This window comes from Sphingomonas sp. GW821-FHT09E03 (assembly GCF_059416225.1).
The window spans coordinates 551,138-572,773 of the sequence record NZ_JBWKOS010000002.1; the positions used below are offsets into that span (position 1 = coordinate 551,138).

Annotated in this window: 22 protein-coding genes; 12 read left to right on the forward strand and 10 right to left on the reverse strand. The window is 68.3% G+C overall.

Annotated elements, in window-relative coordinates; genetic code table 11:
• Nucleotides 1-311: 311 nt before the first annotated feature.
• Together AC07M8_RS06955 and AC07M8_RS06960 are read right to left on the reverse strand one after the other, a co-directional pair.
• A complete protein-coding gene (locus tag AC07M8_RS06955) occupies nucleotides 312-1,355 on the reverse strand; it encodes a GGDEF domain-containing protein (RefSeq protein WP_495173631.1) in 1,044 nt (347 codons plus the stop codon).
• 64 nt (nucleotides 1,356-1,419) lie between these two features.
• On the reverse strand, nucleotides 1,420-1,953 hold the full coding sequence (locus tag AC07M8_RS06960; protein WP_495173632.1) for a peroxiredoxin: 534 nt from the start codon (nucleotides 1,951-1,953) through the stop codon (nucleotides 1,420-1,422).
• 70 nt (nucleotides 1,954-2,023) lie between these two features.
• Between AC07M8_RS06960 and AC07M8_RS06965 the strand changes: the two genes are divergently transcribed.
• Nucleotides 2,024-2,869 carry an inositol monophosphatase family protein gene (locus AC07M8_RS06965; RefSeq protein WP_495173633.1) on the forward strand — a complete coding sequence of 282 codons (846 nt, stop codon included), beginning with the start codon at nucleotides 2,024-2,026 and terminating at the stop codon, nucleotides 2,867-2,869.
• 109 nt (nucleotides 2,870-2,978) lie between these two features.
• Here AC07M8_RS06965 and AC07M8_RS06970 read toward each other — a convergent pair whose 3' ends face one another.
• Nucleotides 2,979-5,111, reverse strand: a complete 2,133-nt coding sequence (locus AC07M8_RS06970) for an AsmA family protein (protein ID WP_495173634.1) — start codon at nucleotides 5,109-5,111, stop codon at nucleotides 2,979-2,981.
• Between the two features lie 167 nt (nucleotides 5,112-5,278).
• Here AC07M8_RS06970 and rpmI point away from each other — a divergent pair, with 167 nt between their 5' ends.
• From rpmI to AC07M8_RS07005, 7 genes are all read left to right on the forward strand, one after another.
• Nucleotides 5,279-5,482, forward strand: coding sequence for a 50S ribosomal protein L35 (gene rpmI, locus AC07M8_RS06975; RefSeq protein ID WP_267395687.1), 204 nt, complete (start codon nucleotides 5,279-5,281; stop codon nucleotides 5,480-5,482).
• Nucleotides 5,483-5,494: 12 nt separating this feature from the next.
• The gene (gene rplT / locus AC07M8_RS06980; protein ID WP_495173635.1) at nucleotides 5,495-5,860 is read left to right on the forward strand and encodes a 50S ribosomal protein L20; all 366 of its coding nucleotides are present in this window, start codon (nucleotides 5,495-5,497) and stop codon (nucleotides 5,858-5,860) included.
• Between the two features lie 111 nt (nucleotides 5,861-5,971).
• Nucleotides 5,972-6,589, forward strand: coding sequence for a LysE family translocator (locus AC07M8_RS06985; RefSeq protein WP_495173636.1), 618 nt, complete (start codon nucleotides 5,972-5,974; stop codon nucleotides 6,587-6,589).
• Nucleotides 6,590-6,646: 57 nt separating this feature from the next.
• Nucleotides 6,647-7,765 carry a phenylalanine--tRNA ligase subunit alpha gene (gene pheS, locus AC07M8_RS06990; protein WP_495173637.1) on the forward strand — a complete coding sequence of 373 codons (1,119 nt, stop codon included), beginning with the start codon at nucleotides 6,647-6,649 and terminating at the stop codon, nucleotides 7,763-7,765.
• Nucleotides 7,762-10,125 carry a phenylalanine--tRNA ligase subunit beta gene (gene pheT, locus AC07M8_RS06995; RefSeq protein ID WP_495173638.1) on the forward strand — a complete coding sequence of 788 codons (2,364 nt, stop codon included), beginning with the start codon at nucleotides 7,762-7,764 and terminating at the stop codon, nucleotides 10,123-10,125. The genes pheS and pheT overlap by 4 nt, the downstream gene beginning before the upstream one ends.
• Nucleotides 10,126-10,150: 25 nt before the next feature.
• Nucleotides 10,151-11,026: an aldose 1-epimerase family protein gene (locus AC07M8_RS07000; protein WP_495173639.1), complete on the forward strand. Its 876-nt coding sequence runs from the start codon at nucleotides 10,151-10,153 to the stop codon at nucleotides 11,024-11,026.
• Between the two features lie 280 nt (nucleotides 11,027-11,306).
• Complete coding sequence (locus tag AC07M8_RS07005) at nucleotides 11,307-12,833, forward strand: peptide chain release factor 3 (RefSeq protein WP_495173640.1); 1,527 nt, start codon at nucleotides 11,307-11,309, stop codon at nucleotides 12,831-12,833.
• Nucleotides 12,834-12,859: 26 nt separating this feature from the next.
• Here AC07M8_RS07005 and AC07M8_RS07010 read toward each other — a convergent pair whose 3' ends face one another.
• The 6 genes from AC07M8_RS07010 to AC07M8_RS07035 all read right to left on the reverse strand — a co-directional run bounded on the left by AC07M8_RS07010 (nucleotide 12,860) and on the right by AC07M8_RS07035 (nucleotide 16,783).
• Nucleotides 12,860-13,216 carry a MerR family transcriptional regulator gene (locus AC07M8_RS07010; protein ID WP_495173641.1) on the reverse strand — a complete coding sequence of 119 codons (357 nt, stop codon included), beginning with the start codon at nucleotides 13,214-13,216 and terminating at the stop codon, nucleotides 12,860-12,862.
• A gap of 4 nt (nucleotides 13,217-13,220) precedes the next feature.
• Complete coding sequence (locus tag AC07M8_RS07015; RefSeq protein WP_267395792.1) at nucleotides 13,221-13,520, reverse strand: integration host factor subunit alpha; 300 nt, start codon at nucleotides 13,518-13,520, stop codon at nucleotides 13,221-13,223.
• Nucleotides 13,521-13,635: 115 nt separating this feature from the next.
• The gene (locus AC07M8_RS07020) at nucleotides 13,636-14,604 is read right to left on the reverse strand and encodes a beta-ketoacyl-ACP synthase III (protein ID WP_495173642.1); all 969 of its coding nucleotides are present in this window, start codon (nucleotides 14,602-14,604) and stop codon (nucleotides 13,636-13,638) included.
• Complete coding sequence (gene plsX, locus AC07M8_RS07025; protein ID WP_267395678.1) at nucleotides 14,601-15,629, reverse strand: phosphate acyltransferase PlsX; 1,029 nt, start codon at nucleotides 15,627-15,629, stop codon at nucleotides 14,601-14,603. Before plsX ends, AC07M8_RS07020 begins: the two co-directional genes overlap by 4 nt.
• A 30-nt stretch (nucleotides 15,630-15,659) precedes the next feature.
• Nucleotides 15,660-15,839 carry a 50S ribosomal protein L32 gene (gene rpmF / locus AC07M8_RS07030; RefSeq protein ID WP_267395677.1) on the reverse strand — a complete coding sequence of 60 codons (180 nt, stop codon included), beginning with the start codon at nucleotides 15,837-15,839 and terminating at the stop codon, nucleotides 15,660-15,662.
• 284 nt (nucleotides 15,840-16,123) lie between these two features.
• Entirely contained in the window at nucleotides 16,124-16,783 is a 660-nt protein-coding gene (locus AC07M8_RS07035; RefSeq protein ID WP_495173643.1) for an MBL fold metallo-hydrolase, read from the reverse strand.
• 80 nt (nucleotides 16,784-16,863) lie between these two features.
• Between AC07M8_RS07035 and pabB the strand changes: the two genes are divergently transcribed.
• The 4 genes from pabB (at nucleotide 16,864) to msrA (ending at nucleotide 20,856) form a co-directional block, all read left to right on the forward strand.
• Nucleotides 16,864-18,627, forward strand: coding sequence for an aminodeoxychorismate synthase component I (gene pabB / locus AC07M8_RS07040; protein ID WP_495173644.1), 1,764 nt, complete (start codon nucleotides 16,864-16,866; stop codon nucleotides 18,625-18,627).
• Nucleotides 18,628-18,678: 51 nt separating this feature from the next.
• On the forward strand, nucleotides 18,679-19,878 hold the full coding sequence (locus tag AC07M8_RS07045; protein WP_495173645.1) for a pyridoxal phosphate-dependent aminotransferase: 1,200 nt from the start codon (nucleotides 18,679-18,681) through the stop codon (nucleotides 19,876-19,878).
• A 123-nt stretch (nucleotides 19,879-20,001) separates the two neighbouring features.
• Nucleotides 20,002-20,157, forward strand: coding sequence for a hypothetical protein (locus AC07M8_RS07050; RefSeq protein ID WP_495173646.1), 156 nt, complete (start codon nucleotides 20,002-20,004; stop codon nucleotides 20,155-20,157).
• A 39-nt stretch (nucleotides 20,158-20,196) separates the two neighbouring features.
• The gene (gene msrA, locus AC07M8_RS07055; RefSeq protein WP_495173647.1) at nucleotides 20,197-20,856 is read left to right on the forward strand and encodes a peptide-methionine (S)-S-oxide reductase MsrA; all 660 of its coding nucleotides are present in this window, start codon (nucleotides 20,197-20,199) and stop codon (nucleotides 20,854-20,856) included.
• Between the two features lie 29 nt (nucleotides 20,857-20,885).
• Here msrA and pdeM read toward each other — a convergent pair whose 3' ends face one another.
• Entirely contained in the window at nucleotides 20,886-21,548 is a 663-nt protein-coding gene (pdeM, locus tag AC07M8_RS07060; protein WP_495173648.1) for a ligase-associated DNA damage response endonuclease PdeM, read from the reverse strand.
• Between the last annotated feature and the right edge of the window lie 88 nt (nucleotides 21,549-21,636).

The following is a 21,636-nucleotide window of genomic DNA, read 5'->3' on the forward strand; positions in this document are numbered from 1 at the left end:
GGGGACGGCGGCGCTGACGGCGACGGCGGCAAACACCAGAGCGGCGGCGACCGAGAAGAGAGCGCGCTGGGCAGCTTCGAGGCGGAGAAACATCGGCTTGGTCCTTTGATCATCGCGGCGCCGGACCATCCGGCAGCGATGCTTTTGACATTGCAGAGGCCGTGCCAATTTACCTAAGTCTCGGTAAACCCCGGATAACGCTGGGACGGGGCACCGGCCCAGCGGGCAATGTGGCGTAATCCGCCAGACCAACGTGGTAAAATCCGCCGACCTTTGGATAGCGGGGCCGCGTGGTGCATTGCGACCGACCGTCAGGCGGCGCACACCCGATCGCGGCCGTCCGCCTTGGCGGTGTAGAGCAGCCGATCGGCACGATCGAAGGCGGAATCGCTGCGCTCGCCCTGCTGCACCGCCGTCACGCCGATCGACAGCGTCACCTGACCGATCGGCCGGTCGCTTTCGCGCACCCGAAAGCGCCGGTCGGCAACCGCGGCACGGACGTAATCGAGGTGATCGGCCGCCTTGCACAGGTCGATCCCGCGCAACAGGATCGCAAATTCCTCACCGCCGTGGCGCACCACGAGCTGGCCGGCGCAGGTTTCCGCCAGCGTCTGTGCGACGGCGATGAGCACGCGATCGCCGACCGGATGGCCATGATCGTCGTTGATCCGCTTGAAGCGATCGATGTCGCACACCGCGAGGCAATAGGGGCCGTCGGCCTCGACGCGGGTGACGAAGGCTTCCTCGAACGCGCGTCGATTGGGCAACCCGGTGAGCAGGTCGCGGCGGGCGCTGTCATTCGCTTCGGCGAGCTTGGCACGCAACGCATCCGCCTCGGTGGTGGCGCGGGCGAGCCGACTCTCGGCATCGTGGATGCGGCTGAGCATCGAACCGGTGATCCGTGCGATCTCGTCGAGCCCCGCAGTAGTGTTGCCCGGCGTGCTGCGCTCGATCGCGGCGGCGCTCTGCGCGAGATCGCGGCCGAAGCCGCGGGTCTCGTCGTGCATCGCGCGCATCATGGTCGCAAAGCCGTCTACCTGCGCCTGGGTTTCGGCGACGAGCTGCGCCGCATCGTCCTGTTCGGTATGAGCACCGCCGAACTCTTCCGGCCCGCCATCGGGGCGGCCCACCACGGTGCCGCCGAGCTTCTCGATGTCGCTGCTGCGCAGCCGCACGCCGCCATCGGTCAGCCGCGCCACCGCGGTGGCGATGATGCCGTCGGGGTCGGTAAGGACGTTGAAGGCGAAGCTATAATGGGCGGGCTCGGGGCTGAGGCCATGGTCGGCGAGGAAACGACCGATCTGTAGATACAGATCGTCCTTGCTTCCCCGCCTTGCCGCGACACTCCCGCGCATTCCGCACCCCCGTTCGATCCGCAGGGGATAATCGCGATTGGTTAGGATTGAGTTGCAGAAAAGATCAGGAATGGGCCAATTTCTGTACCGCCGCGAGCGTCATCTCGACATGGCGGGCGGCGTCGGCATCGTCGTGGACGAAGACGATGCGGCCGTGGCGATCGATCACATAGCTGGTGCGGGTGGTGCGCGGTCCCGCACCCTGGCCAACGGCATAGCCGCTGACCACGCGGGGGCCCGCGCTCGCGACCGCGAACTTGCCCGCGCACTTTTCGGCGGAAAAGCGCTGCAGCGTCGGCACGTCGTCGGCGGACATGCCGATCACGGTCGCGCCGGCCTTCTGGAACGCGGGGATCGCTTCGGCAAAGGCATGGGCCTCGGCGTTGCAGCCGCCGGTGAAGGCCGCGGGGAAGAAGTACAGCACCACCGGCCCCTTCTTGAGCTGCTCGGCGAGATGGACCTGGAACACCTTGCCGGCGATCGCGCCGCGGGTGGTGAAATCGGGCGCCTTGGCACCGGGGGTGAGCGCCGCGCCAGCGGGGGCGGTCATCAGGATCGCGCCGAGGACGGTGGCGGCAAGGGTAGGCAGCAGACGCATCGCGAAACTCTCCTGATCGATTGATCGCTCGTCCTAGCGCGCGACGCCGCGACGCGATAGGCACCATGCCATGCCCGTCACCCGCGCCGACATCGATCTCGCCCTCCGCCTTGCCGACGCCGCCGGCGCCGTCATCCGCCCCTATTTCCGCCAGCCGCACGGCGTGGAGCTGAAGGCGGACAAATCGCCGGTGACGCTCGCCGATCGCGAGGCCGAAGCGGCGATGCGCCGGCTGCTCGATGCCGAGCGCTCGGGCGATGGCGTGGTCGGCGAGGAATATGGCGTCAAGGAAGGCGTCACCGGCCGCCAATGGGTGCTCGATCCGATCGACGGCACCCGTAGCTTCACCGTCGGCCGGGCGATCTTCGGGACGCTGATCGCCTTGGTCGAGGACGGCTGGCCGGTGCTCGGGATCATCGACCAGCCGGTGCAGCGCGAACGCTGGCTCGGCGTCGCCGGCCGGCCGACCCTGTTCAACGGCGCACCGACACGAACCCGCCCCTGCGCGGCGCTCGAGGGCGCGGTGGTCGCGACCACCAGCCCGCATCTGTTCGGCGACGGCGACGTGCCGCATTACCTCGCGCTGGTCGCCGCGGCGTCGGGCGGCCATGCGCGGCAGGGACCGGTCTATGGCGGCGACTGCTACAATTACGGGCTGCTCGCGAGCGGCTATATGGACGTTGTCGCCGAATCCGGGCTGCAGCTCTACGATTATGCCGCGCTGGTGCCGGTGGTGGAGGGCGCGGGCGGGCGGATGTGCGACTGGAACGGCGATCCGCTCACCGCGACCAGCACCGGCCACGTCCTCGCGATCGGCGACCCCGCGCGTACCGACGATGTGTTGGAGGCGCTCCACGGCGTCGCCGGCGAGCATGATCACGGGCACGATCATGGCGACGGGCACGACCACGCTTGAAATCGTCACCCCAGCGCAAGCTGGGGTCTCTAGCGACGGCGCCATCGAACAGCCAGGCCGCACGAGACCCCAGCCTTCGCTGGGTGACGACTAGCGGACGCCCCCCTCGTCAGAAGATGCCGAGGAACTTCTTCTTCTGGCTCTTGCGCTCGCCCGGCGACTTCTTGCCGTCCTCCGCGGTCGCGGTGGTGCCATGACCGACGTCGTCGCGCGGCTTGCCCTTGGTGGTGCGCTGCGCGCTTGCGCTCGCGCCTGCCAGCACCGGGCCGCACGCCGCCGACTTGGCATCGCCGATGTCGACAAAGGCGAGGATCCCCGCCACCGGCGTCGCCACCAGCGCAAGGCCGAGTCCGGCACCCGCGCGGCCGAGCAAGGCGCCGCTCAGCACGTTGAGCTTGGGCTGTGAGAAATAGCCCTGCACGCCGACCGGCGACTGGCCTGAGAACAGGCTGAACTTCTTGCCGTCGGCGCGAAAGGCGAGGTCGATCGCCTCGGTTTTGAAGCTGAACCCGCCACGGCCGACGATGACGTTCTTGGTGGTGTCGATCAGGATCGGGTCCGCCGCGGCGACGCCATTGCGGACGGTGAAGCCAACCAGCCCGCAATTCACCTCGACCGGCTTCTTGAGCTTATCTTCGAACATCTTCTGGACGAAGGTGCCGAGGTCGAGCTCGGCGAGCTGGACGTTGCGGGTCCACAACTGCCCGTGCGGCATCACGAACGCGATCCTGCCGTGTGCGGTGCTGAGCGAATCGTGGATGGTGTCGCCGCGCCCGGCGAGCTGGATGCGGCCCTTGATCGTGCCCGTCGTCCCCGCCTCGGCGACGCCATAGCCGGCGAGCAGGCGGCCCATCGGGGTCGGCGACAGCCGGATGTCGTAGCTGTCGGCGCTCGGCCGCTGGCGGGTGTCGAAGATGAAGTCCGACGAGACGTTGCCGCGCGCCATCGCCCAGGTCAGCGGCGACAGCGCCAGCCGGCCATGGTCGAGCGCCAGGGTAAGGTCGACGTTGGAGACCGGCACGTTGCGCGACTTGACGACGCCGATCGTCCATTTGAGATCGGCATCGAAGCGCCGCATGGTCTCGATCGGCAGCGCCGCGTCGGGGAACAGGCGCTGCGGCGCGGCGCCGGTTGCGGCGGCGGCGGCCACCGTGCCCTTGGCCGCGACGATATCCGGGTTGTAGCCGAGGAACGGCGCGGCATCGATGATGTCGAGGCTTTTGGTGGCGATCGTCGAATCGAGTTTGAGCCGCTCGCCGTTGGTGATGGTGAGCTGCCCGGCGACGTCGCTGTTGCCGAAGGTGCCGGCGAGGTGGGTGAAGCGATAGGCGTCGCCGTTCTTAACCAGCTGCGCATGGAGCCGGTAGGTGCGGGTATTGGGCAAGGCGACGCCGATGATGCCGAGCAGCTCGGAAAGGTTGCGCCCCTGCGCGCGGGTCTGCAGCGGCACGTTTTCGATATCGGCGATCGAGGGCAGGGTGCCGGCGACGTCGATCACGTTATGCGCCGCCCAGGCGCGTAAGGTCAGCTCGTTGCGGCCGCGGTTGACGGTGGCGTCGGGCGCGAGCAGCTGCGCGGTGACGCGGAACGGCGTGTCGCGGATGATGCCGGTGCCGTTGACGCCCACCGCCTTGCCGATCCGCGCGTTGGCGGAGCGGATGTCCTCGATAGTGAGGTCGGCGAGCAGCCGCATCCGCGGATCTTTGTAGCGGACGGTGGTGCCGCGCACGGTGGCGATGTCGATCCGCGGGAAATCGAGCGGCTTGCCGCCTCTCTTCTCGCTGAACGTCCAGCTGTTGGTGGTGTGCGCTGCGTTCCATTCGAGATCGACCGCACCCTTCTCGAGATCGAGCCAGTAGAGCCGGCGCTTGCCGAACAGCAGCGACAGCGGGGCGATCATGGTGTCGAGCTTGTCGGCCTGGAACAGATAGGGCTTTGTCGCCCAGGCAGGGTTGGCGATCGTCATTCGCTCGGCGAGCAGCTTGATCTTGAGCGGCGCGAAATAGAGCTGGAAATCGCCGTCGATCCGCACCGGGCGGTGGGTCTGGCCGCCGACGAAGCGCTCGAACGGGTGCTTGAGAAAGCGCCCCTTGGTGATGAACAGGATCAGCCAGATCGCGGCGACGAGGGCGATGAGGCCGAGCACCACGTTGCGCGCGATCCGCCACGGCCGCGCCATCCGCTGGCGCGGCACGGGGGAGGCGGGTGCGGCGTCTGCCGACGGAGGGGCCGGTGTATCCATGCAGGCGGAATCGCTTCGTGCCTCGTTCCGGTTCCGCATCGGTTGCAATTGCTCGGGCCGCGAGCTATGCGCCCCGCTTCCCCAGCGTATGCGTGGAGAGAATCGCCCGGCCAGTGTGGGCTGCCGCGGCGGTTCGTTGCATCCGCTGATCAACCGAAAGGACCAAAATGCCCAAGCTGAAGACGAAAAGCGGCGTCAAGAAACGCTTCAAGTTCACCGCCACCGGTCTGCTGAAGCACGGCGTCGCCGGCAAGCGCCACCGCCTGCTCCACCACAACGGCAAGTACATCCGCCAAAATCGCGGCACCAAGGTGCTGTCGAAGGCCGACACCGCGACGGTGAAGGCTTGGGCGCCGTACGGCCTTAGATAAGGAGACCAGGACATGGCACGCGTCAAACGGGGTGTAACCACCCGCGCCAAGCACAAGAAGATTCTTGAACAGGCAAAGGGCTATTATGGCCGCCGCAAGAACACCATCCGCATCGCCCGCCAGGCCGTCGAAAAGGCTGGCCAGTATGCGTATCGCGATCGCAAGGTTAAGAAGCGGACCTTCCGCGGCCTGTGGATCCAGCGCATCAACGCCGGCGTCCGCGCCGAGGGCCTGACCTATTCGCAGTTCATGCACGGCCTCAAGCTCGCCGGCGTCCAGCTCGACCGCAAGGTCCTGGCCGACATCGCGATGCACGAGGGTGCAGCGTTTAGCGCGATCATCGCGCAGGCGAAGGCGGCTCTGCCCCAGGCCGCCTGATAGCGACCTGTAGCGTACGGCTTGCAAAGGGGCGTCGGTGGCAACACCGGCGCCCTTTTCCGTCTCGTCACCCGGCTGGTGCCGGCGTGACGCAGCACCAAAGGACCAGCCATGGCGATCAACACCTGGTGGCTCTACGTCACCGCCGTCTTCCTGATCTCGGCGATCCCGGGGCCGAACATGCTCCACGTCATGGTCCAGAGCATCCACCACGGCCCGCGCCGCGCGCTCGCGTCGATGGCGGGGCTCATGAGCGCGGTGCTGATCTGCCTGCTCGCCTCCGCGGCGGGTCTCGGCGCGCTGCTCAAGGCGTCGCCGCGGGTGTTCGACCTGCTGCGCTATGCCGGCGCCGCCTATCTGATCTGGCTCGGCATCAAGGCGTGGCGCGCACCGATAGGCGACGTCGCAGTCGATCCGCATACCCGCCACTCCGCCGCCGCGCTCTATGGGGCGGGGTTCGGCACCGGCATGTCCAACCCCAAGCTGATCATCTTTGCCGCGGCGCTGTTCCCGCAATTCCTCGATGCCAACCGGCCGTTCTGGACCCAGCTCGCGATCCTGGTCGCCAGCTTCGTCGTCATCGAGGGCTTCTGGTATGCGGTCTATGCGTTCGGCGGCCGCAGCCTTGCCCGGTGGCTGGCGCCGGCCGGTCGCCAGCGCGCGTTCAACCGCGGCACCGGAATCGTCTTCATCGGCTTCGGCGGCGTGCTGCTCGGCAGCCGGGTTTGACTTGACCCAGGGCCGCGACTGCGGTTCGAGCCTTCGCGTACACAGAACGGACAGACCATGACCACCGATCTAGATCAACTCCGCGCCGACCTGCTCGCCGCCATCGACGCGGCGGTGAGCCTTGACGCGCTGGAGGCGGTGCGGGTGGAGGCGCTGGGCAAGCAGGGAAGCGTCACCCAATTGCTTAAAACGCTCGGCAAGATGGATCCCGACGCGCGGCAGATCGAAGGACCGCGCATCCAGGGCGTGCGCGAGGCGGTGACCGCCGCGATCGCCGCCGCCAAGACGACGCTGGAGCGCGCCGCGCTCGATGCCCGACTTGCCACCGAGACGCTGGACATGACGCTGCCGGCCGAGACGCCGCTCACCGGGACCATCCACCCGGTCAGCCAGGTGATGGACGAGCTCGCCGAGATCTTCGCCGACCTTGGCTTCGCGGTCGCCACCGGGCCCGAGATCGAGGATGACTGGCACAATTTCACCGCGCTCAACATTCCCGAGACGCACCCGGCGCGGGCAATGCACGATACCTTCTATGTCGCGAGCGATACGGCGGCCGACGCCGGCGCAACGCCGGCCAAGATGGTGCTGCGTACCCATACCTCGCCGGTCCAGATCCGCACGATGAAGGCGGCTGGCGGCAACCAGCCGATCCGGATCATCGCACCCGGCCGTACCTATCGCTCGGACAGCGACGCCACCCACACGCCGATGTTCCATCAGGTCGAGGGGCTGGTGATCGACAAGGGCATCACCTTGGGCCATCTCAAATGGACGCTCGAGACCTTCCTCAAGGCGTTCTTCGAGCGCGACGACATCACGCTTCGCCTGCGCCCAAGCTATTTCCCCTTTACCGAGCCGTCGGCCGAGGTCGACGTTGGCTATACGCTGGTCAAGGGCAAGCGCGTGATCGGCGGCAGCGGCGACGATGCCGACGGCGGCTGGATGGAAGTGCTGGGCAGCGGCATGGTCCACCGCGAGGTGCTGATCGCCGGCGGCTATGATCCCGACGAGTGGCAGGGCTTCGCCTTCGGTTGCGGGATCGACCGGCTGGCAATGCTCAAATACGGCATGGACGATCTGCGCGCCTTCTTCGATGGCGATAGCCGCTGGCTCAAGCATTACGGCTTCTCGAGCCTCGACGTACCCACGCTGTCGGGAGGAGTCGGCGCATGAAATTCACCCTCAGCTGGCTTCAGCAGCACCTCGATACCCAGGCCACGCTCGACGAGATCGTGCTCGGCCTCACCCGCATCGGCCTGGAGGTGGAGGGCGTCCACAATCCGGGGGCGGCGCTAAGCGCGTTCCGCGTCGCCAAGGTGCTGAGCGCCGAGCGTCACCCGCAGGCCGACAAGCTCCAGATCCTCTCGGTCGACGCCGGCGACGGCCCGCTGCAGGTCGTCTGCGGCGCGCCCAACGCGCGTGCGGGCCTGGTCGGCGTGTTCGGCGCACCGGGTGCCTATGTCCCGGGGCTCGACGTCACGCTCAAGGTCGCGGCGATCCGCGGCGTCGAATCCAACGGCATGATGTGCTCGACCCGCGAGCTCGAGCTCGGCGACGATCATGACGGGATCATCGAGCTTCCCGCCGATGCCCCGGTCGGCACGCCCTATCCGGACTATGCCGGGCTCAACGATGCGGTGATCGACGTCAGCATCACCCCCAACCGCCAGGATTGCATGGGCGTGCGCGGCATCGCCCGCGATCTCGCCGCGGCAGGCCTTGGTACGCTGAAGCCGCTGGCCGTGCCGATGATCGAGGGCGAGGGCGCTGGGCCGGACGTCCGCACCGACGATCCCGCCGGTTGCCCCGCCTTTTACGCGCAGAGCGTGTCGGGCGTCGTCAATGGCGAGTCGCCCGACTGGATGCGCCGCCGTCTCCTTGCGATCGGGCAAAAGCCGATCTCGGCGCTGGTGGACATCACCAACTACGTCTCGATCGACCTTGGCCGGCCGCTCCACGTCTATGATCGCGCCAAGCTCAGCGGCGGCCTGGTCGCGCGGCTGGCGACCGAGGGCGAGCAGGTCCTCGCGCTCAACGGCAAGACCTACACGCTCGACGCGACGATGACGGTGATCGCCGACGAGGCGGCGGTTCACGACATCGGCGGCATCATGGGCGGCGAGCATTCGAGCGTTACGCCTGAGACGGTGGACGTGCTGATCGAATGCGCCTTCTTCGATCCCGCCCATATCGCCCGCACCGGGCAGAAACTGCTGCTCACCAGCGATGCCCGCCAGCGCTTCGAACGCGGCGTCGATCCGGCGTTCCTCGACGAGGGGCTGGCGATCGCGACCGGGCTGGTGATCGACCTGTGCGGCGGCACGCCCTCGGCGGTAACTCGCGCCGGCCAGCCGCCGCTCGCGCCGCGGGTGATCGGCTATGATCCGGCCAAGGCGGAGACGCTGGGCGGGCTCGCGGTCGCCGCCGACCGCCAGCGCGCCATCCTTGAATCGCTCGGCTTTACGGTCGACGCCGATTGGCAGGTCACTGTGCCGAGCTGGCGCCGCGACGTCGAGGGTGCCGCCGATCTGGTCGAGGAGGTGATCCGCATCGAGGGGATCGACAAGGTCGCCCCCGTGCCGCTGCCGCGCGTGCCCGGCGTCGCCACGCCGACCGCGACGCCCGAGCAGAAGCTTGAGCGCCGCGTTCGCCGCGCGGCAGCCGCGCGCGGGCTCGACGAAGCGGTGACCTGGAGCTTCCTGCCGCAGGACCAGGCCGACGCATTCGGCGGCGGCGCCTGGATGCTTGCCAACCCGATCAGCGAAGACCTCAAGGTGATGCGGCCATCGCTGCTCCCCGGGTTGCTCGCCGCCGCCGAGCGCAACATCAAGCGCGGTGTCGGCAGTGTCCGGCTATTCGAGATCGGTCGCCGCTACCTCGCCGACGCTGAGCGGCCGACACTGGGGGTGGTGCTCGCCGGCGACCGCCGTGGGCGCGGCTGGCGCGAGGGCAAGGGCGCCGCGTTCGACGCCTATGACGCCAAGGCGGAGGCGCTCGCGCTGCTCGCCGCGGCGGGTGCGCCGGTCGACAACCTCCAGGTGATGGGCGAGGCGGGCGAGGCCTGGCACCCCGGCCAGTCGGGGACGCTGCGGCTCGGCCCCAAGACCATCCTTGCCCGCTTCGGCATGCTCCACCCGAGCCTGCTCAAGGCGTTCGATCTCGACGGTGCCGTCGCGGCGGTGGAGCTGTACCTCGATGCGCTGCCCGCCAAGCGCGCCGCCGGCTTCATGCGCCCGGCGTTCGCGCCACCGGCGCTGCAGGCGGTGCGCCGCGACTTCGCCTTCCTGGTGCCCGCCGCGCTGTCGGCGGACGCGCTGATCCGCGCCGTCCGCAGCGCCGACAAAGTCGCGATCGTCTCGGCGCGGGTGTTCGACGTCTTCACCGGCGCCGGGGTGGACGAGGGCATGAAGTCGGTAGCGGTGGAGGTGGTGCTGCAGCCCGCCGACAAGAGCTTCACCGACGATGGCCTCAAGGCGATCGCCGACAAGGTGGTCGCCGCCGCGGCGAAGCAGGGCGCAACCTTGCGCGGGTGATCCCGACAACAGGAGCATGACATCGATGACCGACCTGATCTGGATCCGTACCCCCGAGCTTGCCGCCGCGATCAACCCGCATGGCGCCGAGCTCACCCATCTGCACGACGCCGACGGCGCCGAGCTGATGACCGATGCCGATCCCGCCTTCTGGCCCAAGCACGCGCCCGTGCTGTTCCCGGTGATCGGCGTCACCAACGGGGGCGTGATCCGGCTCGACAGCCAGGAATATCCCATGCCCAAGCATGGCTTTGCGCGTGACCTGCCGTTCACCATGATCGAGCAGGGCGACAGCCATGTGGTGTTCGGGCTCGCCGACAGCGAGCACACCCGCCGCTTCTATCCTTTCGCCTTCCGGCTCGAGATCGCCTTCCGGCTCGAGGCAGCGACCCTGACGCTCGCGGTGCGGATCGCCAACCCGGGCGAGACCGCGCTGCCCGCGCAGTTCGGTTTCCACCCGGCCTTCGCCTGGCCGCTGCCCTACGGCCACGATCGCGCCGAACACCGCATCGTCTTCGCCGCCGACGAGCCCGGCGCGGTCAAGCAGATCGCCCCCGACGGCACCATCGCCACGACCGAGGCGCCGTCGCCGGTCGACGGCCGCGAAATGGTGCTGCGCGACGAATTGTTCATGCCCGACGCACTGGTGTGGGATCCGATCCACTCGCAGGCGCTGAGCTATGGCGCCACCGCGGGGCCATCGCTTGCGATCGCCTTTCCCGACACTCCGCGGCTCGGCATCTGGACCAAGCCCGGCGCGCACTTCGTTTGCGTCGAGCCGTGGCACGGTATCGCCGATCCCCATGGCTTCACCGGCGACTTCCACGACAAGCCCGGCGTGTTCGAGGTGGCCCCCGGTGAAGCCAAGGAGATCACGATGAGCGTCACGCTCAGGCGCTGATCGTCATCGGCCCCCATCCGTCATCCCAGCGAAAGCTGGGATCCGCTCATGACAAAGCGGAACGAGCCGCCGGAGACCCCAGCTTCCGCTGGGGTGACGATGCGTTCGGCGGCTTGCCCTCTGTCCTACGCGCCCCACATCTGGCACAGCGCGCCATGACCATCACCGCCTGCCAACAACCGCTGCGCGTTGCGGCCGATGGCAGGCGATGCCTCGTCCTTGATTCCTTCCCCTTGTCTGCCACGCGCCCTCGTCGCGCCTCAGCTCGAGAATTGCTCCTGTGACCTCCCCCCGCCGCACCTTCGCGATCATTTCCCACCCGGACGCCGGCAAGACGACGCTGACCGAGAAGCTGCTCTACTTCGGGGGCGCGATCCATCTTGCCGGCGAGGTCAAGGCGCGCGGCGCCAACCGTCGTGCGCGCTCCGACTGGATGAAGATCGAGCAGCAGCGCGGCATCTCGGTGACCTCGTCGGTGATGACCTTCGAGCGCGACGGCATCACCTTCAACCTGCTCGATACGCCGGGGCACGAGGATTTCTCCGAAGACACCTATCGCACGCTGACCGCGGTCGATTCGGCGGTGATGGTGATCGATGCCGCCAAGGGTATCGAACCGCAGACGCGCAAATTGTTCGAGGTCTGCCGGCTGCGCTCGGTGCCGATCATCACCTTCGTCAACAAGGTCGATCGCGAGGGCCGGCCGATCTTCGAATTGCTCGACGAGATCGCCGACATGCTCGCGCTCGACGTGGCACCGATGAGCTGGCCGGTGGGGATGGGCGGCGAGTTCGAGGGCGTGCTCGATCTCGTCACCAACACCATCAGCCGCCCCGAGGGCGACAGCCGCGCCTTCCTCGGCAAGACCGAAACGGCGCCGGTGCTGTCGGAGCGCTGGGCCGAGGAGATCGAGCTCGCCCAGGCCGGCTATGCCACCTTCGATGCCGAGGCCTATCGCCATGGCGATCTCACCCCGGTTTATTTCGGCTCGGCGCTCAAGGATTTCGGCGTCGCCGAGCTGATCGGCGCGCTCGCCGATTATGCGCCGCCGCCGCGCGCCCAGCCAGCCGAGCCCGCGCCGGTGTCGCCGGACAATGACGAGGTGACCGGCTTCGTGTTCAAGGTCCAGGCCAACATGGACCCCAACCACCGCGACCGGATCGCGTTCATGCGATTGTGCTCGGGCACCTTCAAGCGCGGCATGAAGCTCACGCCCTCGGGCTCGGGCAAGCCGATCGCGGTGCATTCGCCGATCCTGTTCTTCGCGCAGAACCGCGAAGTCGCCGACGAGGCCTTCCCCGGCGACATCATCGGCATCCCCAACCATGGCACGCTCCGGGTGGGCGATACACTGTCCGAGCGCGCCGATGTCCGCTTCACCGGCCTGCCCAATTTCGCGCCGGAGATCCTGCGGCGGGTCCAGCTCAAGGACCCGACCAAGACCAAGCAGCTGCGCAAGGCGCTTGACGACATGGCCGAGGAGGGCGTCACCCAGGTGTTCTACCCGGAGATCGGCTCCAACTGGATCATCGGCGTCGTCGGTCAGCTCCAGCTCGAGGTGCTGCTCAGCCGATTGGACGCGGAATATAAGGTGGCGGCCGGGCTGGAGCCGGCGCCGTTCGACACCGCACGCTGGGTATCGGCCGCCGACCCCGCCGACCTCAAGGCGTTCATGGATCTCAACCGCTCGGCGATGGCCAAGGATCGCGATGGCAATCCGGTGTTCCTCGCCAAGAGCGCGTGGGAGGTCGGCTATATCGCCGATCGCTATGCCAAGGTGAAGTTCGCGGCGACCCGCGAACGGTAAGGCAAGTCGCGCCGTCGGCGACGGGGTCAGCTGCGATCCTCGGCCAGCGCGCTGGCGAGCAGATCGCGCACCGCCCGCAGCGCCGGCATTGCGTCGCTGTCGCCGGCGCCGTGGCGAGCAGTGGGCAGGGCTGAATCGGCCTGGGCCAGTAGCTGCTGGACGCCCCTGACGGTATAGCCCTGATGATTGAGCAGGGCATCGATCCGCCGCACCAGGGCGACGTCGTCGGGGCGATAGTAGCGGCGGTTGCCGGCGCGGGTCAGCGGCTTCAGCTGGGGAAAGCGCGTTTCCCAGTAGCGCAGGATATGTTGCGGCAGGCCGGTCTCGTCCGACACCTCGCCGATGGTTCTGAACGCCCCGCTCGCCTTGGGGGACGTCGCCACAGGTTCAGCCGGCGTCGACGATGCGTTCGCGCATCATCTGGCTGGCGCGGAAGGTGAGCACCCGGCGCGGCGCGATCGGCACTTCCACCCCGGTCTTGGGGTTGCGGCCGACGCGCTCGCCCTTGTCGCGCAGCACGAAGGTACCGAAGCCGGAGATCTTGACGTTCTCGCCACGGGACAGCGCGCCGCACATCTCACCGAGGATCTGCTCGACAATCGTCGCCGAATCGGCGCGCGACAGACCCACCTGCCTGTGCAGTGATTCGGCAAGATCCGCGCGCGTCAGCGTGCCCGTTGTGGTCATCAGCATGTTATTCCCACTCCCTTGATCAAAGCCAACTCCTGCAATGCTTTATACAGTGGCTGGCGGGACTGAAAACGGCTTTTCTTGCTTTACGTTAATACTACGGTATAGCCCGTCAGAAGCGAACCACCGCGGCGCCCCAGGTGAAGCCGCCGCCCATCGCCTCCAGCACCACGATCTGCCCCTGCCGGATCCGCCCGTCGCGCACCGCCGCGTCGAGCGCCAGCGGCACCGAGGCCGCGGAGGTGTTGGCGTGACGGTCCACCGTCATCACCACCTTGTCGGCCGGCAGCCCGAGCTTGCGGCTGGTCGCATCGAGGATCCGGGCGTTGGCCTGGTGCGGCACCACCCAGTCGACGTCGCTGGTCGACAGGCCGGCGATCGCGAGCGATTCGCCCATCACCGCGGCGAGATTGACCACGGCGTGGCGAAACACCTCGCGGCCCTTCATGCGCAGCTTGCCGACGGTGCCGGTGGTCGACGGTCCGCCATCGACATAGAGCAGTTCGTTATGGCGGCCGTCGGCGTGGAGCTTGGTGGCAAGGATGCCGCGGCCGCCGTCGTCGGCGCTGTCCTGCGCCTCGAGCACGATCGCGCCGGCGCCATCGCCGAACAGGACGGCGGTGGTGCGATCCTCCCAGTCGAGGATGCGGCTGAAGGTCTCGGCGCCGATCACCAGCGCACGGCGCTGGACGCCGCTGCGCAGCATCGCATCAGCCACCTGCACGGCATAGAGAAAGCCCGAGCAGACCGCGGCGACGTCGAACGCGACGCAGTCGTCGATGCCGAGCATCGCCTGCACCTTGGTAGCGGTGGCGGGGAAGGTCTGGTCCGGCGTCGCGGTGGCGAGCACGATCAGGTCGATCTCGGTCGCGGTGATCCCCGCGGCCTCGAGCGCGCGGGTCGCGGCGTCACGCGCCAGCGTCGCGGTGGTCTCGCCGTCGCCGGCGATATGGCGGAAGCGGATCCCGGTGCGCTCGACGATCCATTCGTCGCTGGTGTCAAGCGTCGCCGCCAGATCGGCGTTGGAAACGCGGCGGGTGGGCAGTGCCGACCCCGTGCCGAGGACGACCGATCGGATCATGCGGCTTTCTCGAAATTGCCGAGATCGTCCGCGATCCGGCGGGTGAGATCGGCGCGCACCATCTTGGCGGCGTTGCCGATCGCGGTGGCGACGCCGAGCTCGTTGGCGCTGCCGTGGCTCTTCACGACGATGCCCTTGAGGCCGAGGAAGACGGCGCCGTTGTGGTTGTTGGGATCGAGGTGATCGCGCAGCAGCTGGGTCGCCGGGCGCGAGATCAGGAAGCCGACCTTGGAGCGTACCGAGCTGGTGAAGGCGCGCTTGAGCAGGTCGCCGACGAAGCGTGCGGTGCCCTCGGCCGTCTTGAGCGCGATGTTGCCGGCAAAGCCGTCGCAGACGATCACGTCATGGTCGCCGCGCGCGAGCTGGTTGCCCTCGACAAAGCCGGTGAAGCTCAGCGGCAGATGGGTCGCGCCGCGCAGCACCGCCGCGGCGTCGCGGATCTCGTCGGTCCCCTTCTGGTCCTCGCTGCCGATGTTGAGCAGCGCGACCCTGGGCGAATCGAGGTCGAGGATGGTGCGCGCATAAGCGGCGCCCATCACCGCGAACTGGACGAGGTTGCGCGCGTCGCACTCGGTGTTGGCGCCGAGATCGAGCATGATCACGTCATTGTCGCCGAGCGTCGGCAACGGCGCGGCGAGCGCCGGCCGGTCGATCCCGGGCAGCGTGCGCAGCGCGAGCTTGGCCATCGCCATCAGCGCGCCGGTGTTGCCTGCCGACACGGCGGCGCCGGCGCGGCCCTTCTTCACCAGATCGATGGCGATGCCCATCGAGGTCGTCTTGGCGCGGCGGATCGCCTGGCTCGGCTTGTCGCTCGAGCCGACGGTCTCGGGGGCGTGGACGATCTCGCTGTGCTGGCTGAGGTTCGGGTGGCTTTTCAGCTCCTCGGCGATCGCCGATTCGTCGCCGACCAGCAGGAAGCGCATGCCCTCGTGGCGCCGGCGCGCACGCGCGACGCCCGCGAGCATGACCGCAAGCCCTTCATCGCCGCCCATCGCATCGACGGCGATCCAGGAATTGTCGGACATGGCTCAGCGCTTATCCAGTAATTAGAGGGATCAGCCCTCGGCCGAGACGATCTCGCGGCCGTTGTAATGGCCACAGGCGTTGCACAGGTTATGCGGACGCTTCAGCTCGCCGCAGTTCGGGCATTCCTGGAACGACGCCACGGTGAGCGAATCATGGCCACGACGCATGCCGCGCTTGGAGGGCGAAGTTTTTCTCTTAGGGACGGCCATTTCGGCACCTTGTTCTTGAAGCGAATCTGAAAGATCCGATAGGCCCGGAGGGACGCCACGGCAACCGGCATGGAGCCGATTGCGCGGGGCGCGGCTTAACCGCCGGGCGCATCGCGAAGCGGGGGCCTATAGCGATTTCTTGGCGGGTTGCAAGCTTGCCGGGGCTGCTGCAGCTCCTGTCACCCCGGCGAAAGCTGGCATCTTTGTCGCGAGCGTGTCGCGCCGTGGCGGGAGATCCCAGCTTTCGTCGGGGTGACGGTAGGGCGGAAGGGTGGAGTCCTCGTTTATTCCGCCAGCGCCCGATCGCTGACGAACATGTTGTTGCGCCGCTCGTGCGCAAACGTGCTCGGCTGGCCGTGGCCGGGAATGAAGGCGGTGTCATCACCGAGCGGCCACAGCTTGTCGACGATGGTCTTGAGCAGCTGCTGGTGGTTGCCGCCCGGCAGGTCCGATCGCCCGACCGATCCCTGGAACAACACGTCGCCGACCTGCGCGAACTTGGAGGGGGCGTGATGGAAGATGACATGGCCCTGGGTGTGGCCGGGCGTCTCGTAGACATCGAGCACCAGATCGCCGACCGTCACCGTGTCGCCCTCCACCAGCCAGCGGTCGGGTTCGAACACCACGCCGCGTATGCCATAGGCCGCGCCATCGTCGTCGAGCCGCGCCAACCAGAAGCGGTCTGCCTCGTTCGGCCCCTCGATCGGCACGCCGAGATCGTCGGCGAGCGGCTTGGCCTCGCCGGCATGGTCGATATGGCCGTGAGTGAGGAGGATCTTCTCCACCGTGACCCCGGCCTGGGCGATCGCGGCCTTGATCCGCGGCAGATCGCCGCCCGGATCGATCACCGCCGCCTTCATCGTCGCGGTGCACCAGATCAGCGTGCAGTTCTGCTGGATCGCGGTCACCGGCACGATTGCGGCACGTAAGGGAGGGTTGTCCATAGGTTGCGAGATAGGCGGCACATGCTTGGGGGGCAATCGCCGCTTGCGCCGCAGCGTCACCGGCGTGCATCTGTCGGCTCATGTTTAACGCGCCGTTCGTATTGTTGGACGATGCCCGCAACGCGGATGACGGCGCTCATGCGCCGGCGCGGCTGTATCGCAACCCGGTCCGTATCATCACCGCCAGCGAACCCGAAGAGGTCCGCCACGCGCTCGCCGCGCTGCGCGCCGCGCAACAGGCGGGGCTGCATGCAGCGGGCTATCTCGCCTATGAGGCCGGCTTGGCGCTGATGCCGCGCGCGGTCGAAACGGCTGCCAGCACCGCGCCGTTGCTGTGGTTCGGGCTGTTCGACGACGTTCACCGGCTCGATGCCGCCGCGCTGACGGCGCTGCTGCCCGATCCCGCCGGCGCGCGTGCGCTGCCGCCGCGTAGTCTCGCCGCGCGAGACGCCTATGATCGCGCGTTCGCCCAGGTGATCGAGCTGATCCGCGCCGGCGATATCTACCAGGCCAACCTGACTATGCGCACCGAGGTGGCGTTCCTCGGCGATCCGCTGGCGCTGTATGCGCAGCTGCGGCGCGAGGCGGCGGCGGGCTATGGCGCGGTGGTCGCGACCGGCGAGACGACCTTGCTGTCGCTGTCGCCCGAGCTGTTTTTCGCGCTTGACGGCGACCAGCTGACCTGCCGGCCGATGAAGGGCACCGCCACCCGCGGCGACACGCCGGATGCCGATGCCGCCAAGGCGGCAGCGCTGCGTGACGACGCCAAGCAGCAGGCGGAAAATCTGATGATCGTCGATCTGATGCGCAACGATCTGGCGCGCATCGCCGTCCCCGGCAGCGTCGCGGTGCCGGCGCTGTTCACCGTCGAGACCTATCCCACCGTCCACCAGCTGACCTCCACCGTCACCGCGACGCTTAGCCCCGGCCGCGACGCGGTCGACGCGCTCGAGGCGCTGTTCCCCTGCGGCTCGATCACCGGCGCGCCGAAGCAGCGCGCCGCCGAGGTGATCGCCGCGGTCGAGACCTCGGCCCGCGACGCCTATACCGGCGCGATCGGCCGGATCGATCCGGGCGGCGCGGTGTTCAACGTCGCGATCCGCACCCTCGCGATCCGCGGCGATGACCAGCATGCGACCCTCGGGCTCGGCTCGGGCGTGGTCGCCGACAGCCGGGTCGACGACGAGTGGCACGAATGCGTCGCCAAGGGTGCGTTCGTCACCGCCGGGCAGCGCAGGCTGGACCTGATCGAGACCATGGCGTTCGACCCGGTCGAGGGCCTGCCGCTGCTCGAGCGCCACCTCGCGCGGATGAAGGCGAGCGCCGCGGCGCTGGGCTTTGCCTTCGATCGCCACGCGGCGCGCAACGACCTCCAGGCCGCGACCTTTCGCCTGCGCCGGCCCTGCCGCCTCCGCCTGCTGCTGGCGGCAAGCGGTGCGGTGGCGATCGAGGTGGCGCCGGCGCCGTCTGCCCCCGTCGCGCCATTTGCGGTCGCGGTGGTGCCGCTGCCGGTTGCGCCGCGCGACTTCCGCCTTGCCCACAAGACCAGCGACCGCGGCTTCTACGATGCGGCGCGGCACGCGGCGGGCACCGACGAGGTGGTGTTCGAGCATGACGGCCGGCTGACCGAAGGCAGCTTCACCTCGCTGTTCGTCGCGCGGGACGGCGTGCTGGTGACGCCGCCGCTGCGGCATGGCCTGCTGCCGGGCGTGCTTCGTGCCGAGCTGCTCGCGACCGGCCGGGCGCGGGAGGGCGAGCTGTCGCGCGGAGACCTCGCCGGGAGCTTTTTCGTCGGGAATGCGTTGCGCGGATTGATTGCCGCGCGTCTCGCAGTTGCGGAATAAGCGCCGGCGGGTCTATAGGCCCGCCCGCTTACACAGCTAAGGCTCTTTCCCATGCACGCTTCCGCCGCCCTCGGGCGCATCAGCCCGTCGCCCACGCTCGCGATCACGAGCCGCGTGCTGGAACTGAAGCGGGCGGGCGTCGACGTGATCGGCCTCGGCGCCGGCGAGCCGGATTTCGACACCCCCGATTTCGTCAAGGACGCCGCGATCCAGGCGATCCGCGACGGCAAGACCAAATACACCAATGTCGATGGCATTCCCGAGCTGAAGGCGGCGATCGTCGCCAAGTTCGCGCGCGACAACGGCCTCACCTACACGCCCGATCAGGTCAGCGTGAATGTCGGCGGCAAGCATACGCTGTTCAACGCGCTGGTCGCGACGGTGGAGCCGGGCGACGAGGTGATCGTGCCCGCGCCTTATTGGGTGTCCTACCCCGATATCGTCCAGTTCTGCGGCGGCGTGCCGGTGTTCGTCGCTGCCGGCGCCAACCAGGGCTATAAGATCACGCCCGAGCAGCTCGAGGCGGCGATCACCCCGCGCAGCAAGTGGCTGGTGCTCAATTCGCCGTCCAACCCCACCGGCGCCGCTTATTCGGCGGCCGAGCTCAAGGCGCTGGGCGAAGTGCTGCTGCGCCACCCGCACGTCTGGGTCATGGCCGACGATATGTACGAGCATATCGTCTACGGCGACTTCCGGTTCGCGACGATCGCGCAGGTCGTGCCCGAGCTGTTCGAGCGGACGCTGACGGTGAACGGCTGCTCCAAGGCCTATGCGATGACCGGCTGGCGGATCGGCTATGCCGCCGGCGCGTCGTGGCTGATCAAGGCGATGGCCAAGCTCCAGTCGCAGTCCACCTCCAACCCCTGCTCGATTGCGCAGGCCGCGGCGACCGCGGCGCTCAACGGCGACCAGTCGTTCCTCGCCGAGCGCAACGCCGCCTTCCAGGGCCGCCGCGACCTCGTCGTATCGATGCTCAACGCCATCCCCGGCATGACCTGCCCGACGCCCGAAGGCGCCTTCTACGTCTATCCGTCCTTCCCCGATCTGATCGGCAAGACCACGCCATCGGGCAGGCTGATCGACAGCGACGAAGCAATGGTCGGCTATCTGCTCGACGACGCCAAGGTCGCGGTGGTGCAGGGCGCGGCATTCGGCCTCTCGCCGGCGTTCCGGATCAGCTACGCGACCTCGGATGATATCCTCCGCGAGGCCTGCACCCGCATCCAGGCGGCTTGCGCCGCGCTCACCTAAGCGGGGGATGAACGACCCGCCCAGCCGGGGTTCATCAACACGTCACTAGCAGCATGGTAGGGGCACGGATGATACCGGCTCCTCGCCGTTCGTCTGTCGCCAACGAGATCCGAAGGCCCGATCATGGTCAACCTCCTCAAGTCCAGCTTCCTGATACAGTTCGCCGGCGGTTTCGCCGTCGGCGCGATCGCCTTGCTGGCGTGCCACCCGGGCGTGCTCGACCGCCATCATGCCGCACCGGTGGCCGCTGCGGTGACGGCGGCGCCGCTCGCGCGCTGACGTCTTGGCCCGCGGCGGGGTGATCCCCATATGGGTGTCATGAGCAAACTCCCCTTCGCTATCGCCGCCCTGGTCGGCGGCGCCGCCCTGTTCACCTCCTTTGGCGCGGCGCAGGCCGAGCGTGCGGTGCCGCTGCCGGTCGCGCGCGCCGATGTGCCCGCGACCCCGGGTGTGCAGACCGCGGTGTTCGCCGGCGGCTGCTTCTGGGGCATGGAGGCAGTGTTCGAGCGGGTGAAGGGCGTACGCGCCGTGACCGCGGGCTATGCCGGCGGCAGCCGCGACACCGCGACCTATGATCAGGTCTCCACCGAGACCACCGGCCATGCCGAGGCGATCAAGGTCGCGTTTGATCCACGCCAGGTCAGCTATGCGACGCTGCTGCGCGTCTATTTCTCGATCGCCCATGATCCGACGTCGCTGAACCACCAGGGGCCGGACAGCGGCCCGAGCTATCGCTCGGCGATCTTCCCGCAGGATCCGCGCCAGGCGGCGGTGGCCAAGGCCTATATCGCCCAGCTCGGCGCCGCGCACAGCTTCCCGCGCCCGATCGTCACCCGCATCGAGCAGGGCGGCTTCTACCCGGCCGAGGCGTATCACCAGCAGTTCTTCGACCGCAACCCGACCCACCCGTATATCGTCCATTGGGACAAGCCCAAGGTCGCGGCGTTCAAGGCCGGCTTCCCGACGCTGGCGCGCTAGCCACCCGTCGCCGCGGCGCGCGGTGGCCGTCAGGCGGCGATCGGAAACCGCAGCAGTCGCTGTTCCACCGGCACCAGCGCCTCGGCGCCGCGACCGGTGGCGCGGACGATCTCGGGGTGGTCGACATCAAGGCCCCCGGTCAGCGAACCGAATGCCGGCAGGATGAGCTTGGTTCCGGTGCCGACGAAACAGCGCCGCGACACCAATTTGCCGCGTACTCGCAGCCGCAGCTTGGGGTGGAAATGGCCCGACAGCTCGGGCCGGGTCTCCGCCGGCATCGCCTCGTGGCGCAGCACCAGCCCGTCGACCACCGCCTCGTCCACCACCTCGCCGCCGCAGCGGTCGAGGATCGCGGGATCGTGGTTGCCGGTGATCCAGGTCCAGCGGGTGGCCTCGGTCAGCGCGCGCAGCATGTCCTGCGCGCGCGCGGGGAGGCGCTCGCAACCGGCGCTGTCATGAAAACTGTCGCCGAGGCACCAGGTCTCGGTCGCGCCGGTGGCGGCGACCAAAGCGGTGAGATCGGCCAGCGTCGCGATCGAATCATAGGGCGGCAGCATCTGGCCGCGGCTCGCGAACCAGCTCGCCTTCTCGAAATGGAGGTCGGCGACCAGCAGCGCCCGCCGCGCCGGCCAGAACAGCGCGCCCTGGGGCAGGGCATACAGGTCGTGACCGCCGAACGAAAAGGGAACCATGCTGCCGCCATGCCGTCGTGACGCGGCTTGATCAAGCCGCAAATCAGCGACTTGTGCAGCGCAATAGGTAAGGGCTTGCGCCGTGCCG